At 64.7% G+C, this 23,589-nt stretch carries 26 protein-coding genes; 18 read left to right on the top strand and 8 right to left on the bottom strand.

The genetic code is table 11. The annotated features are described in order from the left end of the window. The first annotated feature begins 1 nt into the window (after nucleotide 1). The 11 genes from ACVENA_RS08645 (at nucleotide 2) to ACVENA_RS08595 (ending at nucleotide 9,825) form a co-directional block, all read left to right on the top strand. Nucleotides 2-337 (top strand): TrbC/VirB2 family protein, encoded by a 336-nt coding sequence (locus tag ACVENA_RS08645; RefSeq protein WP_449328452.1) that lies wholly within the window; start codon nucleotides 2-4, stop codon nucleotides 335-337. Further along, the gene (locus ACVENA_RS08640) at nucleotides 334-606 is read left to right on the top strand and encodes a VirB3 family type IV secretion system protein (protein WP_449328451.1); all 273 of its coding nucleotides are present in this window, start codon (nucleotides 334-336) and stop codon (nucleotides 604-606) included. The genes ACVENA_RS08645 and ACVENA_RS08640 overlap by 4 nt, the downstream gene beginning before the upstream one ends. Further along, on the top strand, nucleotides 600-3,074 hold the full coding sequence (gene trbE / locus ACVENA_RS08635) for a conjugal transfer protein TrbE (RefSeq protein ID WP_449328450.1): 2,475 nt from the start codon (nucleotides 600-602) through the stop codon (nucleotides 3,072-3,074). The genes ACVENA_RS08640 and trbE overlap by 7 nt, the downstream gene beginning before the upstream one ends. A 4-nt stretch (nucleotides 3,075-3,078) precedes the next feature. Continuing rightward, on the top strand, nucleotides 3,079-3,831 hold the full coding sequence (trbJ, locus tag ACVENA_RS08630; protein WP_449328449.1) for a P-type conjugative transfer protein TrbJ: 753 nt from the start codon (nucleotides 3,079-3,081) through the stop codon (nucleotides 3,829-3,831). 132 nt (nucleotides 3,832-3,963) lie between these two features. Beyond that, entirely contained in the window at nucleotides 3,964-5,268 is a 1,305-nt protein-coding gene (trbL, locus tag ACVENA_RS08625) for a P-type conjugative transfer protein TrbL (RefSeq protein ID WP_449328448.1), read from the top strand. A 3-nt stretch (nucleotides 5,269-5,271) separates the two neighbouring features. After that, nucleotides 5,272-6,087: a conjugal transfer protein TrbF gene (gene trbF / locus ACVENA_RS08620; protein WP_449328447.1), complete on the top strand. Its 816-nt coding sequence runs from the start codon at nucleotides 5,272-5,274 to the stop codon at nucleotides 6,085-6,087. Continuing rightward, nucleotides 6,084-6,905, top strand: coding sequence for a P-type conjugative transfer protein TrbG (trbG, locus tag ACVENA_RS08615; protein WP_449328446.1), 822 nt, complete (start codon nucleotides 6,084-6,086; stop codon nucleotides 6,903-6,905). The genes trbF and trbG overlap by 4 nt, the downstream gene beginning before the upstream one ends. Further along, complete coding sequence (locus ACVENA_RS08610) at nucleotides 6,898-8,130, top strand: TrbI/VirB10 family protein (protein ID WP_449328445.1); 1,233 nt, start codon at nucleotides 6,898-6,900, stop codon at nucleotides 8,128-8,130. Before trbG ends, ACVENA_RS08610 begins: the two co-directional genes overlap by 8 nt. Next, the gene (locus ACVENA_RS08605) at nucleotides 8,123-8,353 is read left to right on the top strand and encodes a DUF2274 domain-containing protein (RefSeq protein ID WP_449328444.1); all 231 of its coding nucleotides are present in this window, start codon (nucleotides 8,123-8,125) and stop codon (nucleotides 8,351-8,353) included. The genes ACVENA_RS08610 and ACVENA_RS08605 overlap by 8 nt, the downstream gene beginning before the upstream one ends. Nucleotide 8,354: 1 nt before the next feature. Beyond that, a complete protein-coding gene (locus ACVENA_RS08600) occupies nucleotides 8,355-8,576 on the top strand; it encodes a helix-turn-helix transcriptional regulator (RefSeq protein WP_067183694.1) in 222 nt (73 codons plus the stop codon). A 256-nt stretch (nucleotides 8,577-8,832) separates the two neighbouring features. After that, a complete protein-coding gene (locus tag ACVENA_RS08595; protein WP_449328443.1) occupies nucleotides 8,833-9,825 on the top strand; it encodes a hypothetical protein in 993 nt (330 codons plus the stop codon). A 489-nt stretch (nucleotides 9,826-10,314) separates the two neighbouring features. On the opposite strand, the gene ACVENA_RS08590 is transcribed toward ACVENA_RS08595, so the two are convergent. Then, nucleotides 10,315-10,920 (bottom strand): heme-binding beta-barrel domain-containing protein, encoded by a 606-nt coding sequence (locus ACVENA_RS08590; RefSeq protein ID WP_449328442.1) that lies wholly within the window; start codon nucleotides 10,918-10,920, stop codon nucleotides 10,315-10,317. A 172-nt stretch (nucleotides 10,921-11,092) separates the two neighbouring features. After that, nucleotides 11,093-11,716 carry a Yip1 family protein gene (locus ACVENA_RS08585; protein WP_449328441.1) on the bottom strand — a complete coding sequence of 208 codons (624 nt, stop codon included), beginning with the start codon at nucleotides 11,714-11,716 and terminating at the stop codon, nucleotides 11,093-11,095. Between the two features lie 184 nt (nucleotides 11,717-11,900). On the opposite strand from ACVENA_RS08585, the gene hspQ reads away from it, so the two are divergent. Further along, complete coding sequence (gene hspQ, locus ACVENA_RS08580; protein ID WP_257550137.1) at nucleotides 11,901-12,287, top strand: heat shock protein HspQ; 387 nt, start codon at nucleotides 11,901-11,903, stop codon at nucleotides 12,285-12,287. 24 nt (nucleotides 12,288-12,311) lie between these two features. Here the strand turns inward: hspQ and ACVENA_RS08575 are convergent, their stop codons facing one another. Further along, nucleotides 12,312-13,184, bottom strand: a complete 873-nt coding sequence (locus ACVENA_RS08575) for an ABC transporter permease (protein ID WP_449328440.1) — start codon at nucleotides 13,182-13,184, stop codon at nucleotides 12,312-12,314. Nucleotides 13,185-13,295: 111 nt separating this feature from the next. Here ACVENA_RS08575 and ACVENA_RS08570 point away from each other — a divergent pair, with 111 nt between their 5' ends. Both ACVENA_RS08570 and ACVENA_RS08565 read left to right on the top strand, forming a co-directional pair. Beyond that, nucleotides 13,296-13,982, top strand: a complete 687-nt coding sequence (locus ACVENA_RS08570; RefSeq protein WP_449328439.1) for a GcrA family cell cycle regulator — start codon at nucleotides 13,296-13,298, stop codon at nucleotides 13,980-13,982. Nucleotides 13,983-13,991: 9 nt separating this feature from the next. Next, nucleotides 13,992-14,393, top strand: a complete 402-nt coding sequence (locus ACVENA_RS08565) for a PaaI family thioesterase (protein WP_257550131.1) — start codon at nucleotides 13,992-13,994, stop codon at nucleotides 14,391-14,393. A 54-nt stretch (nucleotides 14,394-14,447) separates the two neighbouring features. On the opposite strand, the gene ACVENA_RS08560 is transcribed toward ACVENA_RS08565, so the two are convergent. Further along, nucleotides 14,448-15,284 (bottom strand): outer membrane protein, encoded by an 837-nt coding sequence (locus ACVENA_RS08560; protein ID WP_449328438.1) that lies wholly within the window; start codon nucleotides 15,282-15,284, stop codon nucleotides 14,448-14,450. Nucleotides 15,285-15,455: 171 nt separating this feature from the next. On the opposite strand from ACVENA_RS08560, the gene parE reads away from it, so the two are divergent. The 4 genes from parE to ACVENA_RS08540 all read left to right on the top strand — a co-directional run bounded on the left by parE (nucleotide 15,456) and on the right by ACVENA_RS08540 (nucleotide 19,939). Beyond that, nucleotides 15,456-17,435: a DNA topoisomerase IV subunit B gene (gene parE, locus ACVENA_RS08555; RefSeq protein WP_449328437.1), complete on the top strand. Its 1,980-nt coding sequence runs from the start codon at nucleotides 15,456-15,458 to the stop codon at nucleotides 17,433-17,435. An 82-nt stretch (nucleotides 17,436-17,517) separates the two neighbouring features. Continuing rightward, complete coding sequence (locus ACVENA_RS08550) at nucleotides 17,518-18,039, top strand: RNA polymerase sigma factor (protein WP_449328436.1); 522 nt, start codon at nucleotides 17,518-17,520, stop codon at nucleotides 18,037-18,039. Further along, complete coding sequence (locus ACVENA_RS08545) at nucleotides 18,036-18,626, top strand: hypothetical protein (protein WP_449328435.1); 591 nt, start codon at nucleotides 18,036-18,038, stop codon at nucleotides 18,624-18,626. The genes ACVENA_RS08550 and ACVENA_RS08545 overlap by 4 nt, the downstream gene beginning before the upstream one ends. Further along, nucleotides 18,623-19,939: a serine hydrolase gene (locus ACVENA_RS08540; RefSeq protein WP_449328434.1), complete on the top strand. Its 1,317-nt coding sequence runs from the start codon at nucleotides 18,623-18,625 to the stop codon at nucleotides 19,937-19,939. The genes ACVENA_RS08545 and ACVENA_RS08540 overlap by 4 nt, the downstream gene beginning before the upstream one ends. Before the next feature lie 107 nt (nucleotides 19,940-20,046). Here the strand turns inward: ACVENA_RS08540 and ACVENA_RS08535 are convergent, their stop codons facing one another. From ACVENA_RS08535 to leuB, 4 genes are read right to left on the bottom strand one after another with little or no spacing between them, the layout of a single operon-like run. Next, nucleotides 20,047-20,841 (bottom strand): LysR family transcriptional regulator, encoded by a 795-nt coding sequence (locus ACVENA_RS08535; protein WP_449328433.1) that lies wholly within the window; start codon nucleotides 20,839-20,841, stop codon nucleotides 20,047-20,049. Beyond that, nucleotides 20,838-21,239, bottom strand: a complete 402-nt coding sequence (gene apaG, locus ACVENA_RS08530) for a Co2+/Mg2+ efflux protein ApaG (protein WP_449328432.1) — start codon at nucleotides 21,237-21,239, stop codon at nucleotides 20,838-20,840. Before apaG ends, ACVENA_RS08535 begins: the two co-directional genes overlap by 4 nt. Nucleotides 21,240-21,256: 17 nt before the next feature. Next, nucleotides 21,257-22,465 carry a trans-sulfuration enzyme family protein gene (locus ACVENA_RS08525; protein WP_449328431.1) on the bottom strand — a complete coding sequence of 403 codons (1,209 nt, stop codon included), beginning with the start codon at nucleotides 22,463-22,465 and terminating at the stop codon, nucleotides 21,257-21,259. A gap of 13 nt (nucleotides 22,466-22,478) precedes the next feature. Continuing rightward, nucleotides 22,479-23,480, bottom strand: coding sequence for a 3-isopropylmalate dehydrogenase (gene leuB, locus ACVENA_RS08520; RefSeq protein WP_449328914.1), 1,002 nt, complete (start codon nucleotides 23,478-23,480; stop codon nucleotides 22,479-22,481). Nucleotides 23,481-23,589: the final 109 nt, after the last annotated feature.

Genomic DNA, 23,589 nt, shown 5'->3' with positions numbered 1-23,589 from the left:
CATGCGCCTGTCCCGCGTCCGCCAACCGAACAAGGCCGTAACCGCCGCTGCTGCGGCATTGCTCGGCATCGCCATTGCCGCGACCGCGCAGGCCGCCGGATCGGGGATGCCGTGGGAGGAACCGTTGCAGCAGGTTTTGGAATCGGTCCAAGGCCCGGTCGCGAAGATCGTCGCCGTCATTATCATTATCGTGACCGGCCTGACCCTCGCGTTCGGCGAGACGGCGGGCGGCTTCCGGCGCCTCATCCAGATCATCTTTGGCCTGTCGATCGCCTTCGCGGCCAGTTCCTTCTTTCTCAGCTTCTTCAGCTTCGGCGGCGGGGCGTTGATCGCATGATCGGCGCAGGCTCGCATATCGAAGGCTTCGAGGCGCCAATGCACCGCGCCTTGGCCGAACCACTCCTGCTCGGCGGTGCGCCGCGCGCCATCGCGATCGTCAATGGCACGATCGCCGCCGCGCTCGGACTCGGCTTGCAGCAATGGATTGCGGGGCTGGTGATGTGGGCGGGGGGTCACACGCTCGCGGTATTCGCCGCGAAGCGTGACCCCGATTTCGCGCCCATCGTCACTCGCCACCTTCGCCAGCGGGGGTATCTGACATGCTGAACCTGCGCGAATATCGTAATCGTGCCGACCGGCTTGCCGACCATCTGCCTTGGGCGGCGCTCGTCGCCCCCGGCGTCGTGCTGAACAAGGACGGCAGCTTTCAGCGCACCTTGCGCTTTCGTGGGCCGGATTTGGAATCCGCCACGGAGGCGGAATTGGTCGCCGCCTGCGCGCGCGCGAACAATGTTCTCAAGCGTTTCGGGTCAGGCTGGGCGCTCCACTTCGAGGCCGAACGCCGCGAGGCGCTGGGCTATCCCGATAGCGACTTTCCCGACGCCGCATCGTGGCTGGTCGACGAGGAACGGCGCGCGAGCTTCGAGAATGCGGGCGCGCATTTTGAGAGCCGCTACCATGCGACGCTCACCTTCCTGCCGCCGCCCGATCAGGCCGATACGGCGGGCCGCGCGCTGGTCGAACGCAGCGACGATGTGAAGGGACGCGATTGGCGGCAGGCGCTCGTCGGCTTCATCGCCGAAACCGATCGCGCGCTTGATCTCTTTTCCGGCTTCATGCCGGAGGTGCGCGCGCTCGACGATGGCGAGACGCTCACCTTCCTCCACGGCACCATTTCGACGCGCCGCCATGCCGTCGCGGTCCCCGAAACCCCCATGTATCTCGACGCCATATTGACCGATACGCCGTTGACCGGCGGGTTGGAGCCGATGCTTGGCGACCAGCATTTGCGGACGCTGACCATCCTGGGTTTTCCGAACCTTAGCCGGCCCGGAATCCTCGATGCGCTCAATCACGAAGATTTTTCATATCGTTGGGTCACAAGGTTTATAGCTCTCGATAAGACCGAGGCGACGAAGGCGCTGACCAAGCTGCGCCGCCAATGGTTCAACAAGCGCAAGTCGGTGACGGCGATGCTGCGCGAGGTGATTTACAACCAGCCCGCCCAGCTTCTCGATTCCGACGCCGATAACAAGGTCGTCGATGCCGACCTGGCGTTGCAGGCGCTCGGCGCCGATCACGTCGCTTTCGGCTATCTGACGACGACGATCACTGTCGCTGACACCGATCGGGGCCGCGTCGAAGAGAAGGTTCGCGCCGTCGAGCGGATCGTCAACGGCCTCGGCTTCACCTGCATCCGCGAGGGCATCAACGCGGTGGAGGCTTGGCTGTCGAGCTTGCCGGGGCATGTCTATGCCAACGTCCGGCAACCCATCGTCCACACGCTGAACCTCGCCCACCTTATGCCGCTATCGTCGGTATGGGCGGGGCCGGCGCGTAATACCCATCTGGATGGGCCGCCGCTACTCTATGCAGAAACCAGCGGATCGACGCCGTTCCGGCTTTCAACGCATGTCGGCGACGTGGGGCATATGCTGATCGTCGGCCCGACCGGCGCGGGAAAGTCGGTGTTGCTCGCGCTGCTCGCCTTGCAGTTCCGGCGCTACCCGGATTCCCAAGTCTATATCTTCGACAAGGGCTTTTCTGCGCGCGCCGCAGTGCTGGCGATGGGCGGCGCGCATCACGCGCTCGGGCTGGGCGGCGAGGATGACGCGGGCGGTATCGGCGGCGGCCGTGCCATTGCCTTTGCCTTTCAGCCCTTGCGCCATATCGACCGCGCCGACGAACGCGCATGGGCAGCCGAGTGGATCGCGGCGCTGCTCGCGCATGAGCTTGTCGTCGTCACGCCCGAAATCAAGGAATCGCTCTGGTCGGCGCTGACCAATCTCGCCACCGCCCCGGTCGAGGAACGGACGCTGACTGGCCTGTCGCTGCTGCTGCAATCGGCGCCGCTGCGCTCGGCCCTCGCGCCCTACACGCTCGAAGGACCGTTCGGCCGCTTGCTCGACGCCGCCGAGGACGACCTTGCGATTGCCAACGTGCAATGTTTCGAGACGGAAGCATTGATGGGACAGGCAGGTGTTGTTGCTCCGGTCCTGACTTACCTTTTCCATCGTCTCGAAGAACGCTTCACCGGGCAGCCGACGCTGCTCATTCTTGATGAAGCCTGGGTGTTCCTCGACCACCCCTTATTTGCCGCGCGCATCCGCGAATGGCTGAAGGTTCTCCGCAAGCGCAATGTCGCGGTCGTGTTCGCGACGCAATCGCTCGCCGACATCGCGGATTCCAGCATCGCCCCTGCGATCATCGAATCCTGCCCACAGCGCATATTGCTGCCGAATGACCGGGCGATCGAGCCGCAGAGCCAAGCCGCCTATACCCGCTTCGGACTCAATGCGCGGCAAATCGAACTGGTCAGCCGTGCGACGCCCAAGCGGCAATATTACCTGCAATCCGCGCGCGGCAACCGGCTGCTCGAGCTGGGGCTAGGTCCGATCGCACTCGCCCTTTGCGGCGCATCGGACCCCGAGACGCAGAAGCGCATCGACGCAATTCTCGCCGAACATGGCGCGGACGACTTCGCCGCGCACTTCCTGACCCAAGCCGGCCTCGACTGGGCGGCCGAGCTGCTTGGCCGATTCCCCGTCGTCCACTCTCCAGCAGAAAAGGAATAACAGCATGTCCTGCTCTCCCGTCCGCAAATATCTGCTCACCTCGGCCGTTGGCCTCGGCGCGATCGGCGCTGTCATCGCCGGCACCGGCATGACGAGTGCGCCCGCATCGGCGCAGATCAGCGTGTTCGATCCCACCAACTACCGGCAGAATCTGCTCACCGCCGCCCGGACGCTCCAGCAGGTCAACAATCAGATCCGATCCTTGCAGAACGAAGCGCAGATGCTGGTCAACCAGGGCAAGAACCTCGCGCGCATCGACTTTCCGCAGCTCGACCAGCTTCGCCAGACGCTCGGCGAGATCGACCGGTTGATGGGGCAGGCGCAGGGTATCGACTTCCGCGTCGATGAACTGGACGAGCAATTCCGGCGGCAATTTCCGGGCAGCGTCGGCGAGGTGATGGAGCGTGATCAGCGGATTGCGGTCGCGAAACAGCGTCTCGACAATGAAATGGCCGCGTTCCGGCAGACGATGCAGGTCCAAAGCGGCATCGTCGAGAATGTCCGCGACGACGCGCAGGCGCTCAGCGAGATCGTCGCCAAGAGCCAGGGCGCCGAAGGCAGCTTGCAGGCGCAGCAGGCAACGAACCAGCTTCTCGCGCTCGCGACCAAGCAGCAATTTCAGCTTCAAAACCTGATGGCCTCGCAGTTCCGCAAGGAATCGCTCGAAGCCGCGCGGCGCGGACAAAGCGAGCGCGAGGCCCGCGCGCGGGCAACCCGATTCCTCGGCGACGGTAAGGCTTACACGCCGCGTCAGTGAGCTTGGGGCGGCGCTGCGCCCCAGCTCCCCGGCGAGCGCCGTCTCGTCGCGGGGGCCGCATGGCTTCCTCCCACTCCCGGCCAGCGGTCCCCGCGACACCCTTCGACCTTATTCCCAAGGAGTCCCGCGAACATGGACGATATGAACATCATAGATCAGTTCATGCAGGCGTTCGTCACCTACATAAACAGCGGCTTCGGGCTGCTCGGCGGCGATGTGGGATTCCTGACCACGATCCTGATCGGCATCGACATCACGCTCGCCGGCCTGTTCTGGGCGCTCGGCGGCGAGGACGACGTCATCGGCAAGTTCCTCAAGAAGATTCTCTATGTCGGCGCCTTCGCGCTGATATTGAACAGCTTTCCGACGCTGACCGACATCATTTTTCGCTCGTTCGCCGGGCTTGGCCTGACAGCGGGCGGCAGCACGATCAGCGCCGAGGATTTGCTGATGCCGGGGCGGCTCGCCGGAACGGGTTTCGAGGCGGCCTGGCCGCTGCTCTTGCAGGCGAAGGAGTTGGTCGGGCCGATCGACTTCTTCAACAATTTTATCGAGATTGCGGTGCTTTGCATCGCATGGTTGGTCGTCATTCTCGCCTTCTTCGCGCTCGCGGGGCAGATGTTCATCTGCATTCTCGAGTTCAAACTGACCTCGCTCGTCGGCTTCGTCCTCGTTCCCTTCGCCTTGTGGAACCGCACCAGCTTTCTTGCCGAGCGCGTGCTTGGGTCGGTCGTCAGTTCGGGCATCAAGGTGATGGTGATCGCCGTCATCGTTGGCATCGGCTCCAACTTCTTCTCCGATTTCATCAACGGCTTGCAGGGGCAGGAGGTCGATCTGGCGCAGGCGATGAGCCTCGCGCTGGCCGCCCTCGTGCTGGGACTGTTCGGCATCTTCACGCCGTCGATCGCTTCCGGTCTGATCGCGGGCGCGCCACAACTCGGCGCGGGATCGGTCGCCGCGACCGCAGCACTGGCCGGCGGCACGATCGTGATGGGCGGCGCCGGTGCGCTCGGCGCTGCGCGAGGCGCAGCCGGCGCGGGCCTTGGTGCGCTGCGCGCCGGCACGTCGATGGGGAGCGCTGCATCGACTGCCTACAAGCTCGGTCAGGAAACATCGGGCACCGCCACCGTGGGCGCCGGTATCGGCGGTATGGCGACCGCTGCGAAGGGCGCCGCCGCCAACAGGATGCACAATGCCCTCGGGCTTCGTGCTGCCGCCGCGCGCGGTCAGCAAGCCGCCTGGGCCGCGGGAGCCAGCGGTGCATCGAGCGCAGCCAATGCCAGCGCCGCCAGTGGCGACGCATCGCCGCCGGCATGGGCGCAAAAACTCCACGCCACCCAGGCCAGCCGGCACCGCCGCCAGATGGCGATCCACGCGATCCAGTCGGGCGACCGCGGCGGCGCGGGCGCAGCCCCCGACATAAAAGAAAGGGATTAAGTCATGCGATTCAAAAGAGCCGTGCAGCGTTACGGGCAGACGCCCGAACCCGCGACACCCTATCAGCGCGCCGGGCAATTATGGGACGAGCGCATCGGTTCCGCGCGCGTGCAGGCGAAGAACTGGCGACTTATGGCGTTTGGAGGCCTCGTCCTCACAATCGGCCTGTCGTCGGGCCTGGTGTGGCAGTCAATGCAAAGCCGCGTCGTCCCCTATGTCGTCGAGGTCGATCGGCTTGGCGAGGCCCGCGCTGTTGCGCCCGCTGCCACCGAATACAAGGCCACCGATCCGCAGATCGCCTGGCACCTTGGTCGGTTCATCGCCAATGTCCGGTCGCGCTCGCTCGATCCGGTCTTGATGCGCGAAAATTGGCTGTCGGCCTACGACTTCGCGACCGAACGTGCCTCGCTGTTCCTTGGCGAATATGCCCGCGCCGACAATCCGTTCGCGGAGGTCGGCCGTCGCACCGTCTCTGTTCAGGTGACAAGCGTGGTCCGCGCGTCGGACAGCAGCTTTCAGGTCAAATGGACCGAACAGGAATATGAGCGCGGCAGCCTGTCCGGCACCTCGCGCTGGACCGCGATGTTGACCGTCAAGATCAAGCCGCCGCGATCCACCGACGTGCTGCGCAAGAATCCGCTCGGACTCTATGTCGATGCCATCGACTGGTCCCGCGAACTCGACACCGAGGTTCTCAAGCCGCTCAAACGCTTTCCGACGCCGGACGAACTGGTCGCGCCGCCTGAGCCCGTCGAAGGGCCCCTCGGCCCGCAGCTCGATCCCGAACCTTCGCAAACCCCCGAAAGGACCGAACCATGATCCGCGCCGTCATTCTGGCGGCGAGCCTTGCCGCGCTCGCCGTTCCCGCCGCAGCCCAGCCGACCGCGAAGGTCGCCGCCGCCAACAAGGCCGCGCTGCGCGAACCGTCGAGCGCCGGATTCGTCCGCGCCGTGCAGATTTACCCCTATTCGGAAGGCGCGCTCTATCGGCTCTATGCCGCACCGGAGCGCATCACCGACATTGTGTTGCAGCCGGGCGAGACGATCACGTCGGTCGCCGCTGGCGATACCGTTCGCTGGACGGTCGGCGACACAACCAGCGGGAGCGGTGCCAGTCAGCGTACCCATATATTCGTGAAGCCCTTTTCGGCGGGACTTCGCACGAACTTGGTCATCACGACCGACAAGCGCGTCTATCACATCGAATTGGCGAGCCGGGCGACCGACGCGATGACGGCGCTGTCGTGGACCTATCCGCAGGACGAGCTGATTGCGTTGCGCAGGCAGCAAGACGCGGCAGCGGCGGCGGAGCCAATCGCGTCGGGCCTCGCGATCGAACGGTTGAATTTCAACTATGGGATCAGCGGTGACAAGCCCGCATGGCGGCCCGTGCGCGCGTTCGACGATGGGCGGCAGACCTTTATCGAGTTTCGGCCGTCGATCGCCGTGGGTGAGGCGCCGCCGCTGTTCGTCATCGGCGATGACGGCGAGGCCCAGCTTGTCAACTATCGCATGGCCGGACGCTATTATGTCGTCGATCGGCTGTTCGGTGCGGCCGAACTCCGCCTCGGCGGCAAGAAACAGAAGGTCGTGCGGATTTCGAGCGTGCAGCCGAAGCGGAGGCACGGTCGTGACTGAACCCGTCGAATCGCCCGCCCAGAACGCATCGCCGAAGCCCGTCCCGCCCAAGGTCGATCCCGAAACCCTCGTGCTCCGCGCCGCGCCGGGGCGCGTCACGCGCTTCCGCCGCGGCGCGATCGTCGCCATTGCCGCCGTCGGATCGACCGCGATTGTCGGCGTCGCATGGCTGGCCCTGAAGCCCGCGAGCATTGGCCTGGTGGCCCCGTCAGATGACAAGCTGGTCGGAGCGAAAGCCCCGCCCGATGCCCTTGCGGGCGCGCCGACAAACTATAGCGACGTTCCGCAGCTTGGCGCGCCGTTGCCCGGTGATTTGGGGCGTCCGATTCTCAATCATCAGCGCGGGCTGGATATGATGCCGGAGGATGACGGCGACGAGGCCGCACGGCGCGCCGCGCAGGAAGCGGAAGCCGAGCGCCAACGCATAGCGGCCGAGCAGCGCGCGGCCCGCGAGTCCGGCGTGATGTTGCAAGTCGCGGGCAATACCGCAGCGGCCCGCCCTACCGCGGTCGCGGCCGAGGCAGCCCCCGATATGTCCGCGCCCGTGCAGGCGGCCGACGATCCGAACGCCCAGCAGCGCAAGAACGCGATGGTTGGCAAGGCGAACGATAGCGGCGACGTGAACCCGCATAGGCTGACCGCGCCAGTCTCGCCGTGGACCTTGCAGGCCGGGAGCGTCATCGCGGCTAGCCTGATGACCGGGCTTAATTCGGACCTGCCGGGGCTGGTCACGGCGCAAATCACCGAGAATGTCCATGACAGCGTGACCGGGCGGAGCCTGCTTATCCCGCAGGGGTCGCGGCTGGTCGGCAGTTACGATAGCGTCGTCGCGTTCGGTCAGAGCCGCGCGCTGGTGGTATGGCAACGCATCATCCTGCCCGATGGGTCGTCGATCCGCATCGACAATGTTCCGGCGACCGATACGCAGGGTTATGCGGGACTGTCCGACAAGATCGACCGGCACGCATGGCAGCTATTGAAGGGCGTCGCGCTGTCGACGCTGCTTGGCGTCGGCTCGCAATTGAGCTTTGGCAGCACCGAGAGCGATCTTGTGCGCGCGATCCGCGAATCCGCCCAGCAGAGCGGTGCGAGGGCGGGCGACCAGCTCGTCACCCGCAATCTCAATATCCAGCCGACTATGCGCGTCCGCCCCGGCTGGCCGCTGCGGGTCATCGTCCACAAAGACATTGTGGTCGGTCGGCCGTGGGGAGGCGGGAATGGTTGACCTCAAATTGCCGAAACTGCCCGAGCGCACGCCTGTCAAGATTACGATCAGCGTCATGCCCGACCTGTCCGACGCGCTGAATGCCTACGCGGACGCCTATGAAGCCGCCTATGGTCGGCGGGAGTCCGTGCCGGACCTTATCCCCTTCATGCTCGACAGCTTTCTTGCGAGCGACCGCGCCTTCGCGAAAGCGCGGCCGTCTCGCCAAAGGCGGAGACATTGACATGCCCGACAACTGGGAAAAGCCCGAACGCTTCCTGAAACTGCCGGAGGTTTGCCGCCGCGTCGGCCTCGGCAAGACGATGATTTATGCGATGGTCAACGATGGTCGTTTTCCTAAACCCTATAAGCCATCGCCTGGCACGTCACGATGGAGCGAACGCGAAGTCGTCGCATGGATTGCGGACGTCAAAGACGGCTTCGAGGGGAAGCGCCGCAAGGTCTAGCATGGAGTGGCAGACGTTTGATTGCGGCTTCGGCGGGCTCATAATTCTTCGTCATGCACAATGGGTGTCACACAGTGAAAACCGACCAAATCCACAGACAGATTCACAGAATATTCCCCCTCCTTTCTCATCCTTTAGATATTCTTGATAACGCCACCAAGACATGCGCGGCGTCCGTGCGGTAGCACCTATGCGCATAGAATCGGCTGCCGGGCGTCCTTTTGGGGCACTGATGGCGGTAGCAAGGAGGATAAAAATGGCGTCATTGGAAAGAATAGCGGCATTGGGTCTTATGGCTGCCGCTTTGACGGCCTGCGGATCGCAGACCACCGCCAACGAAAATGCCAATGGGGCGGCCGCCGCCCAGCGCACGGTTGCTGCCGCCGCCGCTCCGGTTGCCGCTCCGACTAGCCCAACCACATTGCCACCCGCTGCCTTGAGCGCATGGGAAACCTTCGCGCGTGGACAATGCCGCGGTGAGGGGGAGCGTTTCGTCCCCATGCGCTTTGCCCCGCTGACCGGCGGTGGAGATGTCTTCGCCCTTGTGGAGAAGCACTTTGAAAGCAAGCGGGGTGGCTTCGTCACCGCTGACTTCAACGCGGACGGCACGCCGGATTTCGTCGTCACCACACCGGGACATGGTTGCGCCACCAGCGGCCCCGCCTACGGCGATCAGGGGCCGCCGGTGGATTTCATTGTCTCCTCGGCCAGCGGCTACAAGGCGTTCAACGGCTTCATGGGCTGGATTGCCCCCGCCATGATCGTCCAGCGCCGCGGACGGGACGTGCTGGACCTGCCGGGCGGCTTCAACGGCCGCTGCGGTCCCGTCACCAAGGTCACATGGGGCTGGACGAACAATGGCATCGACCCCGTGGAGCGGCGCAATGACAGCGGCAAGCTCGTCGACAGGGAAGGCTGCGCGCAAGCTTCTACGGCTGACGGCGCAAGCACCGCTCCGCCCGTCGAGAAGGGCTTTTATGCCACGACAGGTGATTGCCCTGACGCAATTCAACAGCAATATTTTGCATATTGGGATGGCAGGCACATCGAAGCTCTAGGCGGCAACCGCTACCGCATCCCCTTTCGCGTAATTGAAGCAGCCGAACTGGTTACCAATAACGCCGCAGTCACAGCCACCAGTCCCGGCGTCCTGACCTTTCAGGGTGGTGGTAATTGGGTCCATTGTCCGACCGCAACGATTCCTCCGTCCGTGCTGAAACAGGTTCGGATGGATTTAGAGATACGGTGATTGGCTGGGGGGCTTCAACGGGCGGCGATGCGATAGCGCAAGCCATATGCAGCTGAGAACGAAGAAGCCTCCAACCGGAACAACCAACACTACATAGCCGCCCGCAGCGACAAGTCCGTCCCGTCCTTCGAGGGCTTCTTTGACCTCGCGGCCCTCCGACTTTGGCGGAAATCTGTTGTCAACGCGACCCGGGCCAAAGACCCCATGAACCGCCGAGGTTGAACCACTGACACCGACCAGCTATAAGACCGCAGCACCGCCGCAAACGCTTGGAAGTGTCGGGCTTTAAGGTGGAAAACGTCCTGGCGTGGCCTCAATCGTGGCTCCAGAGCGGGATCGAGCTAAAAAAGCGACATGGCTTCAGTCATTAGTCGTTTTCGTTCGAATCCCTCACTCCCTCCATTTTCCTGTTTTCAAACATCTCGGCCATTTGAAAAAAAGCCCAGGTTCCCCTGGGCTTTTTCGAGATAGTTCGGATTCCGCCTGCGGTCAGCCGTTCTCGGCGCTCGGATGATAGCGCCTGACGCGACGCAAGGTGTTGCGGTCGGTGTGGTGCATCTCCGCACCCGTGGCGGAGAGCCGGAGCATCAGGTCCGACGTATAGCTGAACGTGCCGTCGTCGTTGATTGTGAAATTGCTCTTGAAATCGCGGATTTCGGCGCGTTCGAGCAGATATTTGTTCTGCAATATGCCGTAGCAGGGTTGGCCCGGCGCGGCGTCGAAGGTCAGAACTTTGTCGTCGGGCTTGGCGCTGCTGCCCGCGAGGATAGCGATGCCGCGCCCGAACACCACCGTTCGCATGACTTCGCCATGGGTCTTGTCCCACAGCAGGAAGCCGATCTCGTCGTGGAAAGGGTCCATCGCCTCCTCGCCGTGACGCCATGCGGTCATGCTGTAGTTCAGGCCCCACAGGGTCTGCTGGCCGTTTTCCTGAAGCGGGATCGGCTTGAACGACGCCTTTTCGAAATAAGTGGTCTCGGTCGTCCAGTCGTCCTTGTTGTGATAGGACAGATCGACCCCGACATCGCCCTCCCATTCCCCGACGAGCGGCGTCAACGGACCCAGTTTACGCGAATAGGCAATATCGTTCGGCATCGCGATCTTCTCCCTCTCTCCTCATCGATCGAGGGATGCTAACATCGGGTCGCGCGCGATAACCAACTAAAGATTTTCAATCGTGTGACCATTTTCTTGCATAGGTCGCGACACAGGCTTGCCCCCAGCGCTGCGTTTCAAAACAGCGCTGGAAGCCCTGCGAAAGCAGGCGTCACCTGATGGTGACGATCGAAGGGGCGGCCACGGCCGCGACAACCGCGCCGACGACCAGGAACAAGATGATCGCCACGACGATCACAACCGCCGTATAGCCGAGCGCCTTGTCCTCCGGCGCCTTCATCAGCACCGGCAGCCCCAGATAGAGAAGATAGAGGCCATAGAGCGCGAAGAGCATTCCGATGATGGCGAGCGCCGGGATCAGCCCGAAGATGCCGCCTACCCAGCCTGCGGTTCCGGCATAGGCCGCGACCTTCAGTGCCTGGGTCTGGTCTTTCTGTCCGCCGAAGCTCGGCGCCAGGCCGTCGATGACGAGCGCGAGAAGGAACACGCTCGCGAGCGTCAGGCCATAGGACAGCACCGCCGAGACGAGCGCACCAGCCAGCGGCGGATGGTAGGTCACGCCCAGAAAGGTGATTCCGAAGACCTGCCCGCCGACGAGCTGGGCGAACGGGCCGATCGCGGCCAGCAGCAGCACATAGGGGACATAGATCGATTGAACCGTCGCCGGCTCGGCCGCAATGGCGGGCCAGGCCTCCTTTGGCTTGAGGAGGATATCCTTCGCGCGCTGAAAAAGGCCGGATGCCGCGGGCGGAAGAGGATTTGGTGTGTCGGTCATGGCAATACGTCTCCCTGGATTCTGGCGGCCCATTTCCCGTTTCGGTCATGCGAAGGCCGAATTGCACGCTAGCCCCGTCGGCCAGTGCATCTGTAACCGCGATCACAGGGCAAATTCGGCCTGTCGCGATCCGGGCGGAGTGTAACGGACTTGAACCGTGCGTAAATAGCCATAGATTGAGGATATGACGTCAGAAACCTCCCCCGATTTCCGCGACCCGAATCCGCGCCGTGCGGCCGCGCCGCTGATCGAACGCGCGCGCTTCGCGCCGGGCGATATCGTGCGGCACCGCATGTTCGACTTTCGGGGCGTCGTTTTCGACGTCGATCCGGTCTTCGCGAACAGCGACGAATGGTATGAAGCGATCCCGGAAGCGATCCGACCCGCGAAGGAACAGCCCTATTACCACCTTCTCGCCGAGAGCGAGGATTCGGCCTATATCGCCTATGTTAGCCAGCAGAATCTGGTGATCGACGGCGAGCATGGTCCGGTTGACCATCCGCAGGTCGACGCGATGTTCGACGGGCTGGTGCAGGGGCGTTACCGCGTCCGCCCGATCCACCGTCACTAGGGATCGGGCTTTGCGGGAGGCTTGTCAGGCCTTCAGCTTCCACCCCGAAGTCAGCAGGCGATAGGTCAGCGCGCCGAGCGCCGCGTTGACCGCGATCAGCGTGACCGCTGCGGTCAGCACCGGATGCGCGATCGTCGAATCGACCGTGCCGATGAAGCCGTAGCGAAAGCCCATGATCGCATAATAGACGGGATTCGCGTGCGCGACGCCCTGAAACCAGGGCGCGAGCCGGTCGACCGAATAGAAGGTTCCCGACAGCAGCGCGAGCGGCGTTACGACGAAATTGGTGACCGCGGCGGCATGATCGAATTTCTCGGCCCAGATCGAGGTGATGAGGCCGAGGAAGCTCAGCATCATTGCGCCGAGCAATCCGAACAGCGCGACCGCCCATAGATGGTCGGGGCCGACATGAACGCCGGGCCAGAGGAGCATCGCGACCCACAGCGCCAGACCGACGAGCACCGCGCGGGTGATCGCGGCGCCGATCAACGCGATGATCAACTCCCCCACCGCCAGCGGCGGCATCAGATAATCGACGATCGTACCCTGGATCTTGCCGACCAGCAGCGAAAAGCTGGAATTGGCGAAACTGTTCTGCAGCATCGCCATCATGATCAGGCCGGGCGCGACGAAATCGGCGAAGGGAACGCCGATGACCTTGCGCCCCGCGCCGCCGAGCGCGACGGTGAAGATGACGAGAAACAGCAAGGTCGTGACCGCCGGGGCCCAGATAGTTTGCAGCTGGACCTTGAAAAATCGCCGCACCTCCTTGACATATAGCGCCTGCATCGCCGGAACGTTGAGCGTCCGGATTTGCGGGACGCCGGGTTCGGCGAAAGCCGGGACCGCGGCGGAATTGGCCGAGTCGGGATGCGAAATTTGGGGCTGGTCGTTCATGGCGTTCTCGCCTATCGCCTCCCCGATCTTACCGCAAGCTGGGCAGTGACGGCGCCGGTCCTTCGGGATCGCCGGCTGGCGAGCAGCGTGGAATGATAAGGAACGAAACGAATGTCATGGACCGATGAGCGCATCGAGCAACTGCGCAGCATGTGGGAAAAGGGCCTGACCGCCAGCCAGATCGCCGACGAACTGGGCGGGGTCAGCCGCAACGCCGTGATCGGCAAGGCGCACCGCCTGGGCCTGAAATCGCGCCCGTCGCCGGTGAAGGCCACCGAAAAGGTGGTGAAGGCGCCCAAGCCCGCCACGCCGAAGCCGGCTGCGCCTGTTGCCCCGCCGCGTGCGGCGGCGCCCGCTTTCTCGCGTCCGGCGGCCCCGCCGCGGGCCGAACCGAAGCCGGCGGTCGAGCCGCGCCCCGCGGTCGAAGCCGACGCCGCCGAAGCGCCGCCGAAGCCCGATGCGCCGCGGATCGTGTCGATCGGCCCGGGCGGTTTCATCCGTCAGGGGCCGGGCGACCAACAGGCGCCGATCCCGCCCGCGCCGCCGCGTCGGCTGGTGCCCGCAAAGCCCAGCCCCGAAATCGCCGACAAGACGAGCCTGCTCGACCTCAACGACCGCATCTGCCGCTGGCCGATGGGGCACCCGGGCGAGCCCGACTTCCATTTCTGCGGCGAAGCGGTGAATCCGGGCTTCCCCTATTGCGTCGAGCATTGCGGCCGCGCCTATCAGGCGCAGCTTCCGCGCGGCACGCGCCGCCCGCCCCCGCCCCCGCCCTTCGGCGGGCCCCGGGTTCGTTAAGGGCGTCCGTTGAGACCTTTCGGGCAGGATTTTCAGTTCGCGCGCGCGCTCGGTCTGCAAATGGTCGAGCGCGGCGACGGGCGTTGCCGGATGACGATCGACATCAAGCGCGATCAGCATTTCAATCCGCAAGGCGTCGCGCACGGCGGCGTCGCCTATTCGCTCGCGGATACCGCGATGGGCGGTGCGGTGACCAGCCTGCTTCCCGACGATTTCTGGTGCGCGACGCTGGAGATCAAATTCAACTATCATGTCGGGGTACGCGAAGGCCCGCTAATTTGCGACGCGACCGTGCTTCATCGGGGCAAGCGCATCGCCAATATCGACGCGCGCCTGTTTCAGGACGATCGGCTCGTCGCCAGCGCCAACGGCAATTTCGCGATCTTTCCCGCGCCACCGGCTGCGAAATAGGAAAGAGGCGCCGGGGACGAGCCCCGACGCCTCCCTTTCCCGCTTCCCAAGAGGTTAGAAGCGGTAGCTCAGGGTTCCGCGCACGGCGTGCGTGCGGAAGTGCGGATCGCTGCGCCGGATATCGGTCGCGCCACCGTCCAGCAGGAACGGATTGGTCGCGGGGTCGGCAGTGCCGGGCCCGACGTTCACCATATAATCCTTGTCTTTCACGTCGGTATAGAGATACTCCAGACCGACCGCGATCTTGTTCGTGACCATGATTTCGGCGCCGCCGCCGGCGGCATAGCCCCAGCCGTTGGTCTTGCCGTTGTCGGCGAAGCTGTTGGCGGTGTTGGTGGTCGCGAACCGATTGTTGAGCCGCGTATAAGCAGGGCCGCCCGTCACATAGAAGAGCGCGCCGCCGCCCGGCGTATAGCCCGCGCGCAGCCGCGCATTGGCCTGCCAGTCGGCCTTGCGGCTCATCTCATAGCTCGCGGGCGTCGTCGAAAAGCCGCTGACGCTGTCGCGCGCTTCGCTGCGGCCGCCCTCGATAACCGCGCCGAGGACGAAATTGCCCATGCGCTTGTCATAGCCGAGGCGACCGAAATAATTCGCGCCGTCGCGGTCGTTGCGGCAAGCGATATTGGCGGTTCCGGTCGCGCGGCCGTTGCAGAAGCCCGGCGAGAAAGCGTCGGTTCCGCCCACGGTGGTCACGGTGTCGCCGTAAACGCCGTCGCCGTCGGTATCGAAGACCAGGGTTTCGCCGCGGTCGCTGCCCTGCAGGGAAGCGCCGCCGCCGATCGAGATATAAGGTCCGTTGAAGTCCTGTGCAGGATCGCGGTCATTTTGCGCGAAGGCCGGAACCGCCAGAACGGATGCTGCCGAAGCAGCGAGGAGAGCTGCGAATTTCATATGTTTTCTCCACTTTTTGAACGACTTTGCAGTCGGCGGACCAACCCGCCGGTCGGAACGGAGTTTCATCCTTGTGCCGAAAACGGGACGAGCCGAGCCGGGCCTCCGCCTGCCGTAACGGCTTGAAAACCGCGCTTGCCAGCGGCCTTTCCGGCCCCCTATATCCACGCCATGAGTCACGATTTGTTCGACAGCAGCCAGCCCGCGACCGACAGCTACAACGCCTCGCAGATCGAGGTGCTCGAAGGACTGGAGCCGGTGCGCCGCCGCCCCGGCATGTACATCGGCGGCACCGACGAGCGGGCGCTTCACCACCTCGCCGCCGAGGTCATCGACAACAGCATGGACGAGGCGGTCGCGGGTCATGCGACGCGGATCGAAATCGAGCTCGACGTCGGCAATCGCCTGACCGTGATCGACAATGGGCGCGGTATGCCCGTTGATCCGCACCCGAAATTTCCCGGCAAGTCGGCGCTCGAAGTCATCATGACCATGCTCCATTCGGGGGGCAAGTTCGAGGGCAAGGCCTATGCGACCTCTGGCGGCCTGCACGGCGTCGGGGTCAGCGTGGTCAACGCGCTGTCGATTGAAACCGTGATCGAAGTTGCGCGGTCCAAGATATTGTATCGGCAGGGTTTCTCGCAAGGCGTTCCGCAGGGACCGCTGGAAGAACTGGGCCCGACGCCGAACCGGCGCGGGACGAGCGTCTCCTTCGTCCCCGACCCCGCGGTCTTCGGCGAGCATGGCCGCTTCAAGCCTCAGCGCCTCTATCGCATGGCGCGGTCGAAGGCCTATCTGTTCGCGGGCGTCGAGATCCGCTGGAAATGCGCCGCCGAACTGATCGGCGACGATACCCCGACCGAGGCGGTGTTCCAGTTTCCCGGCGGACTGGCCGATCATCTGAAGGAACAGATCGGCACCCGCGAATGCGCGACCGCCGAGCCGTTCGTGGGGCGGCAGGAATTCCCCGGCGACCAGGGGCGCGCCGAATGGGCGATCGCCTGGCCGCTCTGGTCCGACGGCAGCTATAGCTGGTATTGCAACACCATTCCGACCCCCGCCGGCGGCACCCACGAAGCGGGGCTGCGCGCCGCGCTGACCAAGGGATTGCGCGCGTTCGGCGAGCTGATCGGCCAGAAGAAGGCGGCGCAGATCACGGCGGAAGACGTGTTCAACGGCGGCGAGATGATGCTGTCGGTGTTCATCCGCGACCCGCAGTTCCAGAGCCAGACCAAGGACCGGCTGTCGAGCCCCGAGGCCGCGCGCTTCGTTGAAAATGCGGCGCGCGACCATTTCGACCATTATCTGTCCGACAATATGGACCGCGGCCGCGCGCTGCTCGGGTTGATCCTCGAACGCATGGACGAGCGGTTGAAGCGCAAGGCCGAGCGCGAAGTGAAGCGCAAGACCGCCACCAGCGGCCGCAAGCTCCGCCTGCCGGGGAAGCTCACGGACTGTGCCAATGACGGCCCCGAAGGCACCGAATTATTTATCGTCGAGGGCGACAGCGCGGGCGGCAGCGCCAAGCAGGCGCGCGACCGCAAGACGCAGGCGATCCTGCCGATCCGCGGCAAGATTTTGAACGTCGCGAGCGCCAGCGCCGACAAGATCCGCGCCAATCAGGAAATCGCCGACCTTGCGCTCGCGCTCGGCTGCGGGATGCGCAAGGATTGCGATGCCGACCGGCTGCGGTACGACAAGATCGTCATCATGACCGACGCCGACGTCGACGGCGCGCATATCGCGACCCTGCTGATGACTTTCTTCTTTCAGGAGATGCCCGACATCGTGCGCAATGGGCATGTCTATCTCGCGCAGCCGCCGCTCTATCGCCTCACGGCGGGCGCGACATCGGCTTATGCCCGTGACGACGCGCATCGCGCCGAGCTGGAAGCCACGGTCTTCAAAGGGAAAAAGGTCGAGGTCGGGCGTTTCAAGGGACTCGGCGAGATGAACCCGAACCAGCTCAAGGAAACGACGATGGACCCGGCGACGCGCTCGATGCTGCGCGTCACGCTGCCGCAGGAATATGAGGAGCGGCATCTGGTCAAGGATCTGGTCGACCGGCTGATGGGCAAGCATCCCGAACATCGTTTCCAGTTCATCCAGGCCAATGCCGCGACCCTCGACGAGGCGGCGATCGATGCCTGATAAATAATTTCGCGACGCCGCGTCAGAAATTCCCGCCACCGCCGACTAAGAGGCTATGCGACACGAAATTTCGGAGCATGGCGTGGACGAAGCCGAACAGGACCGGGCCTTTGCCGAGGCGATCGACCGCTTCGGGCCCGCCCTTGCCCGCATGGCGCGCGGCTATGAGGCTGACCCCGATCTTCGCCGCGACCTCGAGCAGGATGTGCAGGTCGCGCTGTGGCAGAGCTTCGCCCATTTCGACGGCCGCTGCGCGCTGAGCACCTGGGTGTGGCGCGTCGCGCATAATCGCGCGACATCGCACATGCTGGCGCACCGCCGCCGCAACGCGCCCGGCTGGGCGAGCCTCGACGACATCGAGATTGCCGATGCCGCCCCCTCGCCCTTCGATGCCGCCGAAAGCGGACAGGCAATGGCGCTGATCCTGTCGATCGTCGAGCGGCTCGATCCGCCCGACCGACAGATATTATTGCTCTATCTCGAAGGCGTCACGGGCGCCGAAATCACGGCCGTCACCGGCGTTTCACCCGTTGTTGCCGCCGCCAGGATCCATCGTTTCAAGACCATGCTGACGCGCCGCTTCGCGGCTGGAGAGGCCCCATGATCGATTTTCGCAACGAAGCGGAGCTTCGCGCCCTGTGGCGGGACGATGAAGTCTCCTTCACGCCACTCGCACTTGATGACGTCAAGCGCCGGGCCGCGCGGTTGAGCAACGTCGTTCGGCGGCGCAATCGACGCGAATATATTGGCGCGGCACTGGTTCTGGCGGTGTTCGGCATTTACGCGGTCATCCTGCCGGGGTTCCTGCTGAAGGCCGGCAGCTTGCTGACAATGGCCGCTGCGGTGATTGTCGGCCGACAGCTCGCCCACCGATCGTCCCGCCCTGATCCCGATGCCGAGGGACAGGATGTGCGCGGCTATTACCGGGCGAGGCTGGTGCGTGAGGAGCATCTGCTCGCCAATGTCGGCCGCTGGTATCTCGCCCCGTTCCTGCCCGGACTGCTGCTGTTCCTGGCGGGACTGGCCGAGGCACGCGGGTTGGAGAATCCTTTTGCCTTCGTTCTGGTTCTCGCTTTTCAATGTCTGGTGTTCGGCGGAATATGGCTGCTCAATCGCCATGCCGCCGCAAGGATACGCGCGCAGATCGAACGGGTCGATCGTGCGGCCTCTTTCAAGGGAGATGTTCCATGAAGACCATGATCGCGATCCTGCTCGCCTCGATGACGGCCCTGCATGGCTCGCCCGCGCTTGCCCATCAGCCACCGGCGGCAAACGCCTCCCCTGAAAGCGCGACGGCTTTCGATCGCCGCGCGGCAGAGCTCGTCGATGTCATCAATGGCAACATGGCCTTCGACGCCTATTTCGCGCTCTCCTTTCAGGCCGCGGTGCCCGAGGCCCAGTTCAAGACGATGACCGCGGGGATCATCGCGCAATATGGCCGCGCGATCGCCGCCGAAGGCGCGCATTCGTCCGATGGACATTCGGGCACGTTGAAATTGCGGTTTGAAAAGGGCGTCGCGACGGTGCTGCTCGATGCGGGCGGCGCGCCCGACGAGCGGGTCACCGGGCTTCGCATCACCGGCTTCACGGTGGCCGACGATAGCTACGCGCGGGTTTCGGGTGAGATCGCGGCGCTGCCCGGCACGACGGGCTTTCTGGTTGCCGAGGTTGATGGTGACAGTTTCCGCCCGATCGCCGCGGCGCATGCCGACCGGCAATTTGCGGTCGGATCGACCTTCAAACTCTATGTGCTCGACGAACTGGCGGCGCAGATCGCCGCCGGCAGGCGCCGCTGGAGCGATGTCGTCCCGCTGTCGCACCTGAGTTTCTCTTCGGCCGCGACCGCGAACTGGCCGAAAGGCATGCCGGTCACGCTCCAGACGCTCGCGAACTGGATGATCTCGGTCAGCGACAATGGCGCCGCCGACACGCTGATCCACCTGCTCGGCCGCGATGCGATCGAGGCGCGGATGCGCGCGGCGGGCAATAGCGATCCGTCGCGGAGCATCCCCTTTCTGACCACGGTCGAGGCTTTCGCGCTCAAGGGCAATAATTTCACCGATCTGCGCGGGAAATTCGTCGCAGCCGACGATGCAGCGCAGCGCAAGCTGATCGACGGTAACGCCGACAAGCTCGTTCTCGGCAATGTTGACGGCGTCAGCTTTACCGCTGGACCGCGTTTCATCGACAGTCTCGAATGGTTCGCATCGCCGGAGGATATAGCGCGGCTGATGATCGACCTCAGGAAACGCGGGTCGGAGCAGGCGATGGCGGCGCTGGCGATCAATAATGGCCTGGGGCCGGTCGCAGCGGAGCCGTGGCGCTATCTCGGCTACAAGGGCGGGTCGGAAAATGGGGTGCTGGCGATGAGCCTGCTCGGGCAGCGCAAGACTGACGGCAAATGGTTCATTGTCACCGCGAGTTGGAACAACGCCGACGCCAACGTCGATACGGCGGTGTTTTCGGGTCTGGTGGCGCGGCTGCTGGCGCTGGCGGCGAAATAATCACCATAGCCTGTTCCCCCGCGAAGGCGGGGGTCCATCTCCGAATGGCGCGAGATGGAACCGGCGGGGGATAGGTCCCCGCCTTCGCGGGGACACACCGCTTATTGCTATTGTGCCGTCAGCGCGGCGACGAGTGCCTTGACCTTCGCTTGCCGCCATTGCGGCGTCGGCGCGACGAGCCAGTAACCGCGACTGGCGGCAAAAGGTTCCCGCACCAGGCGGACCCGGCCCGCCGCTATGTCAGCCTCGGCGAGCATCGCAGGGACATTGGCTTGTCCCAGCCCGTTGGCAGCGGCTTCGATCGCAAGCCCTGCGTCGCCGAGCCGCAACGCCGGTTCGCCGTCCTCGACCGGGCAGCCGGGCCAGGCGATCCGCGTGTCGCTTTCGGCACCGGGTCCGGCGACGGTCACCATCGCAGGCTCGGCGAGCGGAACGCCCTCATGTTCGCCCGCGCCGTCGGTCCAGAAGATCGCGAGGTCGAGGTTCGCTTCGGTGAAGTCGATCCCGCCATCGGCCGAAACGAGCGTGAAGCGCACGTCGGGGGCCTGCTGGCTGTAGCGCGCGAGCCGCGGCGCGAGCCATTTGGCGGTCAGGTCGCGCGGCGCGGCGATCGTCAGCGACTGCGACGATTGTCCCGCCTGCATCGCGCGCACCGATTCCTCGAATTGCAGGAACCCCTGCCGCAGCGCGTCGAGCCCGGCCTCGGCCTCGCCGGTCAGCTCAAGCCCCTTGGGCGTGCGGCGGAAGAGAACGACGCCGAGCATATCCTCGAGCGCGCGGATCTGTTGCCCCACCGCGGCGGGGGTCACCGCGAGTTCGTCGGCGGCGCGCGTGAAGCTCAGGTGCCGGGCAGCGGCATCGAAGACGCGCAGGGCGTTCAGGGGCAGATGGGTGCGTTTCATGATGCGGTCGCCGGCGCCTGAAGCGGGAATTGGGGGATCGCGACGAGCATCTGCGATCCGTCGCCCATTTCCATCGTATAGCTGCCGACCATCGATCCTTCGGGGGTCGCGAGCGGGCAGCCCGAGACATAGTCGAACGCGCCGCCGGGGGCGATCAGCGGCTGCTCGCCGACGACACCCTCCCCCTCGACCTCGCTCACCTGGCCGCGGCCGTCGCTGATCCGCCAGTGACGGGTCAGCAGTTGCGCGGCGATGTCGCCGTGATTTTCGACCCGGACATGATAGGCCCAGAACCAGCGGCCGAGCGCCGGATGCGATTGTTCGGGCAGATAGCTCACCGAAACGCGCACGGTGATCGGCCCCGTGGTCGCCGCAAAAGGGAAGAAAGAGTCGATCATCTCCACCCTAGCGTCGCTCAAAGCCCGACGCGGGTCAATGCCTGGTCCAGATCGGCGATCACGTCGCGCGGATCCTCGAGCCCGATGTTGATGCGGAGCATCCCTTCCTCGACCCCCATGTCGAGCCGCGCCTCGGGGCTGACCCCGTAATGCGTCGTCGTCCAGGGATGGCAGCAGAGGCTGCGGGCGTCGCCGATATTGTTGCTGATGTCGACGAGTTCGAGCGCGTTCAGGAAGGCCATCGCCTGCGCCGCGCCGCCATCGAGGACGAAGGAGAAGATCGGGCCGCAATCGTCCATCTGGCTCATCGCCAGATTATGCTGCGGGTGGCTCGCCAGCCCCGGATGGAGGATGCGGGCGACGCGTCCCTCGATCGCCTTGCCGACCGTCAGGGCATTTTCCGATTGCCGCCGTGCGCGCAGGTCGAGCGTTTCGAGCCCCTTGAGCACCACCCAGGCATTGAACGGCGACAGGTTCGGCCCGGTGTTGCGCTGGAACGGCAGCAGCACATCGTTGATGAATTTTTCGGTGCCGCAGACGGCCCCGGCAAGCACGCGGCCCTGCCCTTCCATCAGCTTGGTCGCCGAATAAGCGACGACGTCGGCGCCGAACTCCATCGGGCGCTGAAGCACCGCGGTCGCGAAAGCGTTGTCGACGACGCTGGTGATGCCATGCGCGCGGGCGAGGCCGCAGACATGCTTCATGTCGACGATATCCATCGTCGGGTTCGCAGGCGTTTCGAAGAAAAAGACCTTGGTATTCGGCTTGATGGCCTTTTCCCATGCGTCGTTGTCGCGTCCGTCGATGACCGTCGTCTCGATCCCGAAGCGCGGGCACAGGCTGTCGACCAGCCAGCGGCACGAACCGAAGGCAGCCTTCGCCGCGACGATATGGTCGCCCGCCGAAAGCTGGCACAGCAGCGCAGTCGTCATCGCCGCCATGCCGGTCGCCTGGACGCGGCATGCCTCCGCCCCTTCCAGCAGCGCGATCCGCTCTTCGAGCATCGCGACGGTCGGGTTCTGGAGGCGCGAATAGGTCATGCCCTGTTCGTCGCCGGAGAAGCGCGCCGCGACTTCCTCGGCGCTCTCATAGGTGTAGCCCGAGGTCAGGAAGAGCGCTTCGGACGTCTCGCCATGCTCGCTGCGCCAGGTGCCGCCGCGCACCGCCTGCGTCGCGGGGTGCCAGCCCCGCGTCGTGTCGCGATCGAAACCCGTTTTCTTCTTCATATGCCTGTCCGCTCTAGTCGTTCAAAGCCGCGACGACCGCGTCGCCGAGCGCCGTCGTGCTCATCGTCCCGCCAAGATCGGCGCCGCGCGCGCCGTCCGCGAGCACTTTCGCGACCGCCGCCTCGATCCGCGCCGCGCTCGCTTCGTCGCCGCCCGAATGGCGGAGCAGCATCGCGAGCGACAGGATCATCGCGAGCGGGTTGGCGATGCCCTTGCCCGCGATATCGGGCGCGCTGCCGTGAATCGGCTCGTAAAGGCCCAGTTTGCCGTCGCTCAGCGACGCCGAAGCGAGGAGCCCGATCGAGCCGACGCACATCGACGCCTGATCAGACAGGATGTCACCGAAGAGGTTGCCGGTGACGACGACATCGAACTGACCGGGGTTGCGCACAAGCTGCATCGCGGCATTGTCGACATACATGTGCGACAGCGCGACATCGGGATAGTCGGCCGCAACCTCGATCACCACGTCGCGCCAGAGCTGCGAGGTTTCGAGGACATTGGCCTTGTCGACCGAGCAGAGCCGCTTTTGACGGCCCTGCGCGGCACGGAAAGCGACATGGGCGATGCGCCGCACTTCGCTTTCGCTATAGGCCATGACGTCATAACCCTCGCGCTCGCCATTGGCGGTGGTGCGCGCACCCTTTTCGCCGAAATAGACGTCGCCGTTGAGTTCGCGGACGATCAGCAGGTCGATCGCCGAGGCGACTTCGGGGCGAAGCGCCGAACTGTCCTCCAGCCCCGCGAACAGCTTGGCAGGGCGCAGGTTGGCGAACAGGCCGAGTTCGGAACGCAGGCCGAGGATCGCCTGTTCAGGGCGCAGATGGCGCTCGACATTGTCGAACCGCGGATCGCCGACCGCACCGAACAGGATGGCATCGGCGGCCCTGGCCTTGGCGAGCGTTTCGGGCGGGAGCGGGTGGCCGGTCGCTTCATAGGCCGCCCCGCCGACGAGCGCGCGATCGAGCGTGACGGGCAGCGCCAGCGCCGCAAGCACCTTCTCCGCCTCCGCCATGATCTCAGGACCGATACCGTCGCCAGCGAGCAGCAGGATGTTCAAAATGTCGCCCTTTCGAAAGCAGCAGGAGCATCTGAGGCACCGTGTCCCCGCGAAGGCGGGGACC

It is taken from the genome of Sphingopyxis sp. 550A (assembly GCF_053569535.1).
The sequence above is the reverse complement of the archived record's forward strand: the minus strand, read 5'-3'. Positions and strand labels throughout refer to the sequence as shown.

Excerpts from the sequence above, each read along its gene's own strand:
- ACVENA_RS08540 (WP_449328434.1), top strand. The coding sequence starts at position 18,623 with ATGAAGACCATGATCGCGATCCTGCTCGCCTCGATGACGGCCCTGCAT.
- ACVENA_RS08605 (WP_449328444.1), top strand. The coding sequence starts at position 8,123 with ATGGTTGACCTCAAATTGCCGAAACTGCCCGAGCGCACGCCTGTCAAG.
- hspQ (WP_257550137.1), top strand. The coding sequence starts at position 11,901 with ATGACGTCAGAAACCTCCCCCGATTTCCGCGACCCGAATCCGCGCCGT.
- ACVENA_RS08590 (WP_449328442.1), bottom strand. The coding sequence starts at position 10,920 with ATGCCGAACGATATTGCCTATTCGCGTAAACTGGGTCCGTTGACGCCG.
- trbL (WP_449328448.1), top strand. The coding sequence starts at position 3,964 with ATGGACGATATGAACATCATAGATCAGTTCATGCAGGCGTTCGTCACC.
- leuB (WP_449328914.1), bottom strand. The coding sequence starts at position 23,480 with ATGGCGGAGGCGGAGAAGGTGCTTGCGGCGCTGGCGCTGCCCGTCACG.
- trbF (WP_449328447.1), top strand. The coding sequence starts at position 5,272 with ATGCGATTCAAAAGAGCCGTGCAGCGTTACGGGCAGACGCCCGAACCC.
- parE (WP_449328437.1), top strand. The coding sequence starts at position 15,456 with ATGAGTCACGATTTGTTCGACAGCAGCCAGCCCGCGACCGACAGCTAC.
- ACVENA_RS08570 (WP_449328439.1), top strand. The coding sequence starts at position 13,296 with ATGTCATGGACCGATGAGCGCATCGAGCAACTGCGCAGCATGTGGGAA.
- trbG (WP_449328446.1), top strand. The coding sequence starts at position 6,084 with ATGATCCGCGCCGTCATTCTGGCGGCGAGCCTTGCCGCGCTCGCCGTT.
- ACVENA_RS08545 (WP_449328435.1), top strand. The coding sequence starts at position 18,036 with ATGATCGATTTTCGCAACGAAGCGGAGCTTCGCGCCCTGTGGCGGGAC.
- trbE (WP_449328450.1), top strand. The coding sequence starts at position 600 with ATGCTGAACCTGCGCGAATATCGTAATCGTGCCGACCGGCTTGCCGAC.
- trbJ (WP_449328449.1), top strand. The coding sequence starts at position 3,079 with ATGTCCTGCTCTCCCGTCCGCAAATATCTGCTCACCTCGGCCGTTGGC.
- ACVENA_RS08525 (WP_449328431.1), bottom strand. The coding sequence starts at position 22,465 with ATGAAGAAGAAAACGGGTTTCGATCGCGACACGACGCGGGGCTGGCAC.
- ACVENA_RS08595 (WP_449328443.1), top strand. The coding sequence starts at position 8,833 with ATGGCGTCATTGGAAAGAATAGCGGCATTGGGTCTTATGGCTGCCGCT.
- apaG (WP_449328432.1), bottom strand. The coding sequence starts at position 21,239 with ATGATCGACTCTTTCTTCCCTTTTGCGGCGACCACGGGGCCGATCACC.
- ACVENA_RS08560 (WP_449328438.1), bottom strand. The coding sequence starts at position 15,284 with ATGAAATTCGCAGCTCTCCTCGCTGCTTCGGCAGCATCCGTTCTGGCG.
- ACVENA_RS08585 (WP_449328441.1), bottom strand. The coding sequence starts at position 11,716 with ATGACCGACACACCAAATCCTCTTCCGCCCGCGGCATCCGGCCTTTTT.
- ACVENA_RS08640 (WP_449328451.1), top strand. The coding sequence starts at position 334 with ATGATCGGCGCAGGCTCGCATATCGAAGGCTTCGAGGCGCCAATGCAC.
- ACVENA_RS08535 (WP_449328433.1), bottom strand. The coding sequence starts at position 20,841 with ATGAAACGCACCCATCTGCCCCTGAACGCCCTGCGCGTCTTCGATGCC.
- ACVENA_RS08600 (WP_067183694.1), top strand. The coding sequence starts at position 8,355 with ATGCCCGACAACTGGGAAAAGCCCGAACGCTTCCTGAAACTGCCGGAG.
- ACVENA_RS08645 (WP_449328452.1), top strand. The coding sequence starts at position 2 with ATGCGCCTGTCCCGCGTCCGCCAACCGAACAAGGCCGTAACCGCCGCT.
- ACVENA_RS08575 (WP_449328440.1), bottom strand. The coding sequence starts at position 13,184 with ATGAACGACCAGCCCCAAATTTCGCATCCCGACTCGGCCAATTCCGCC.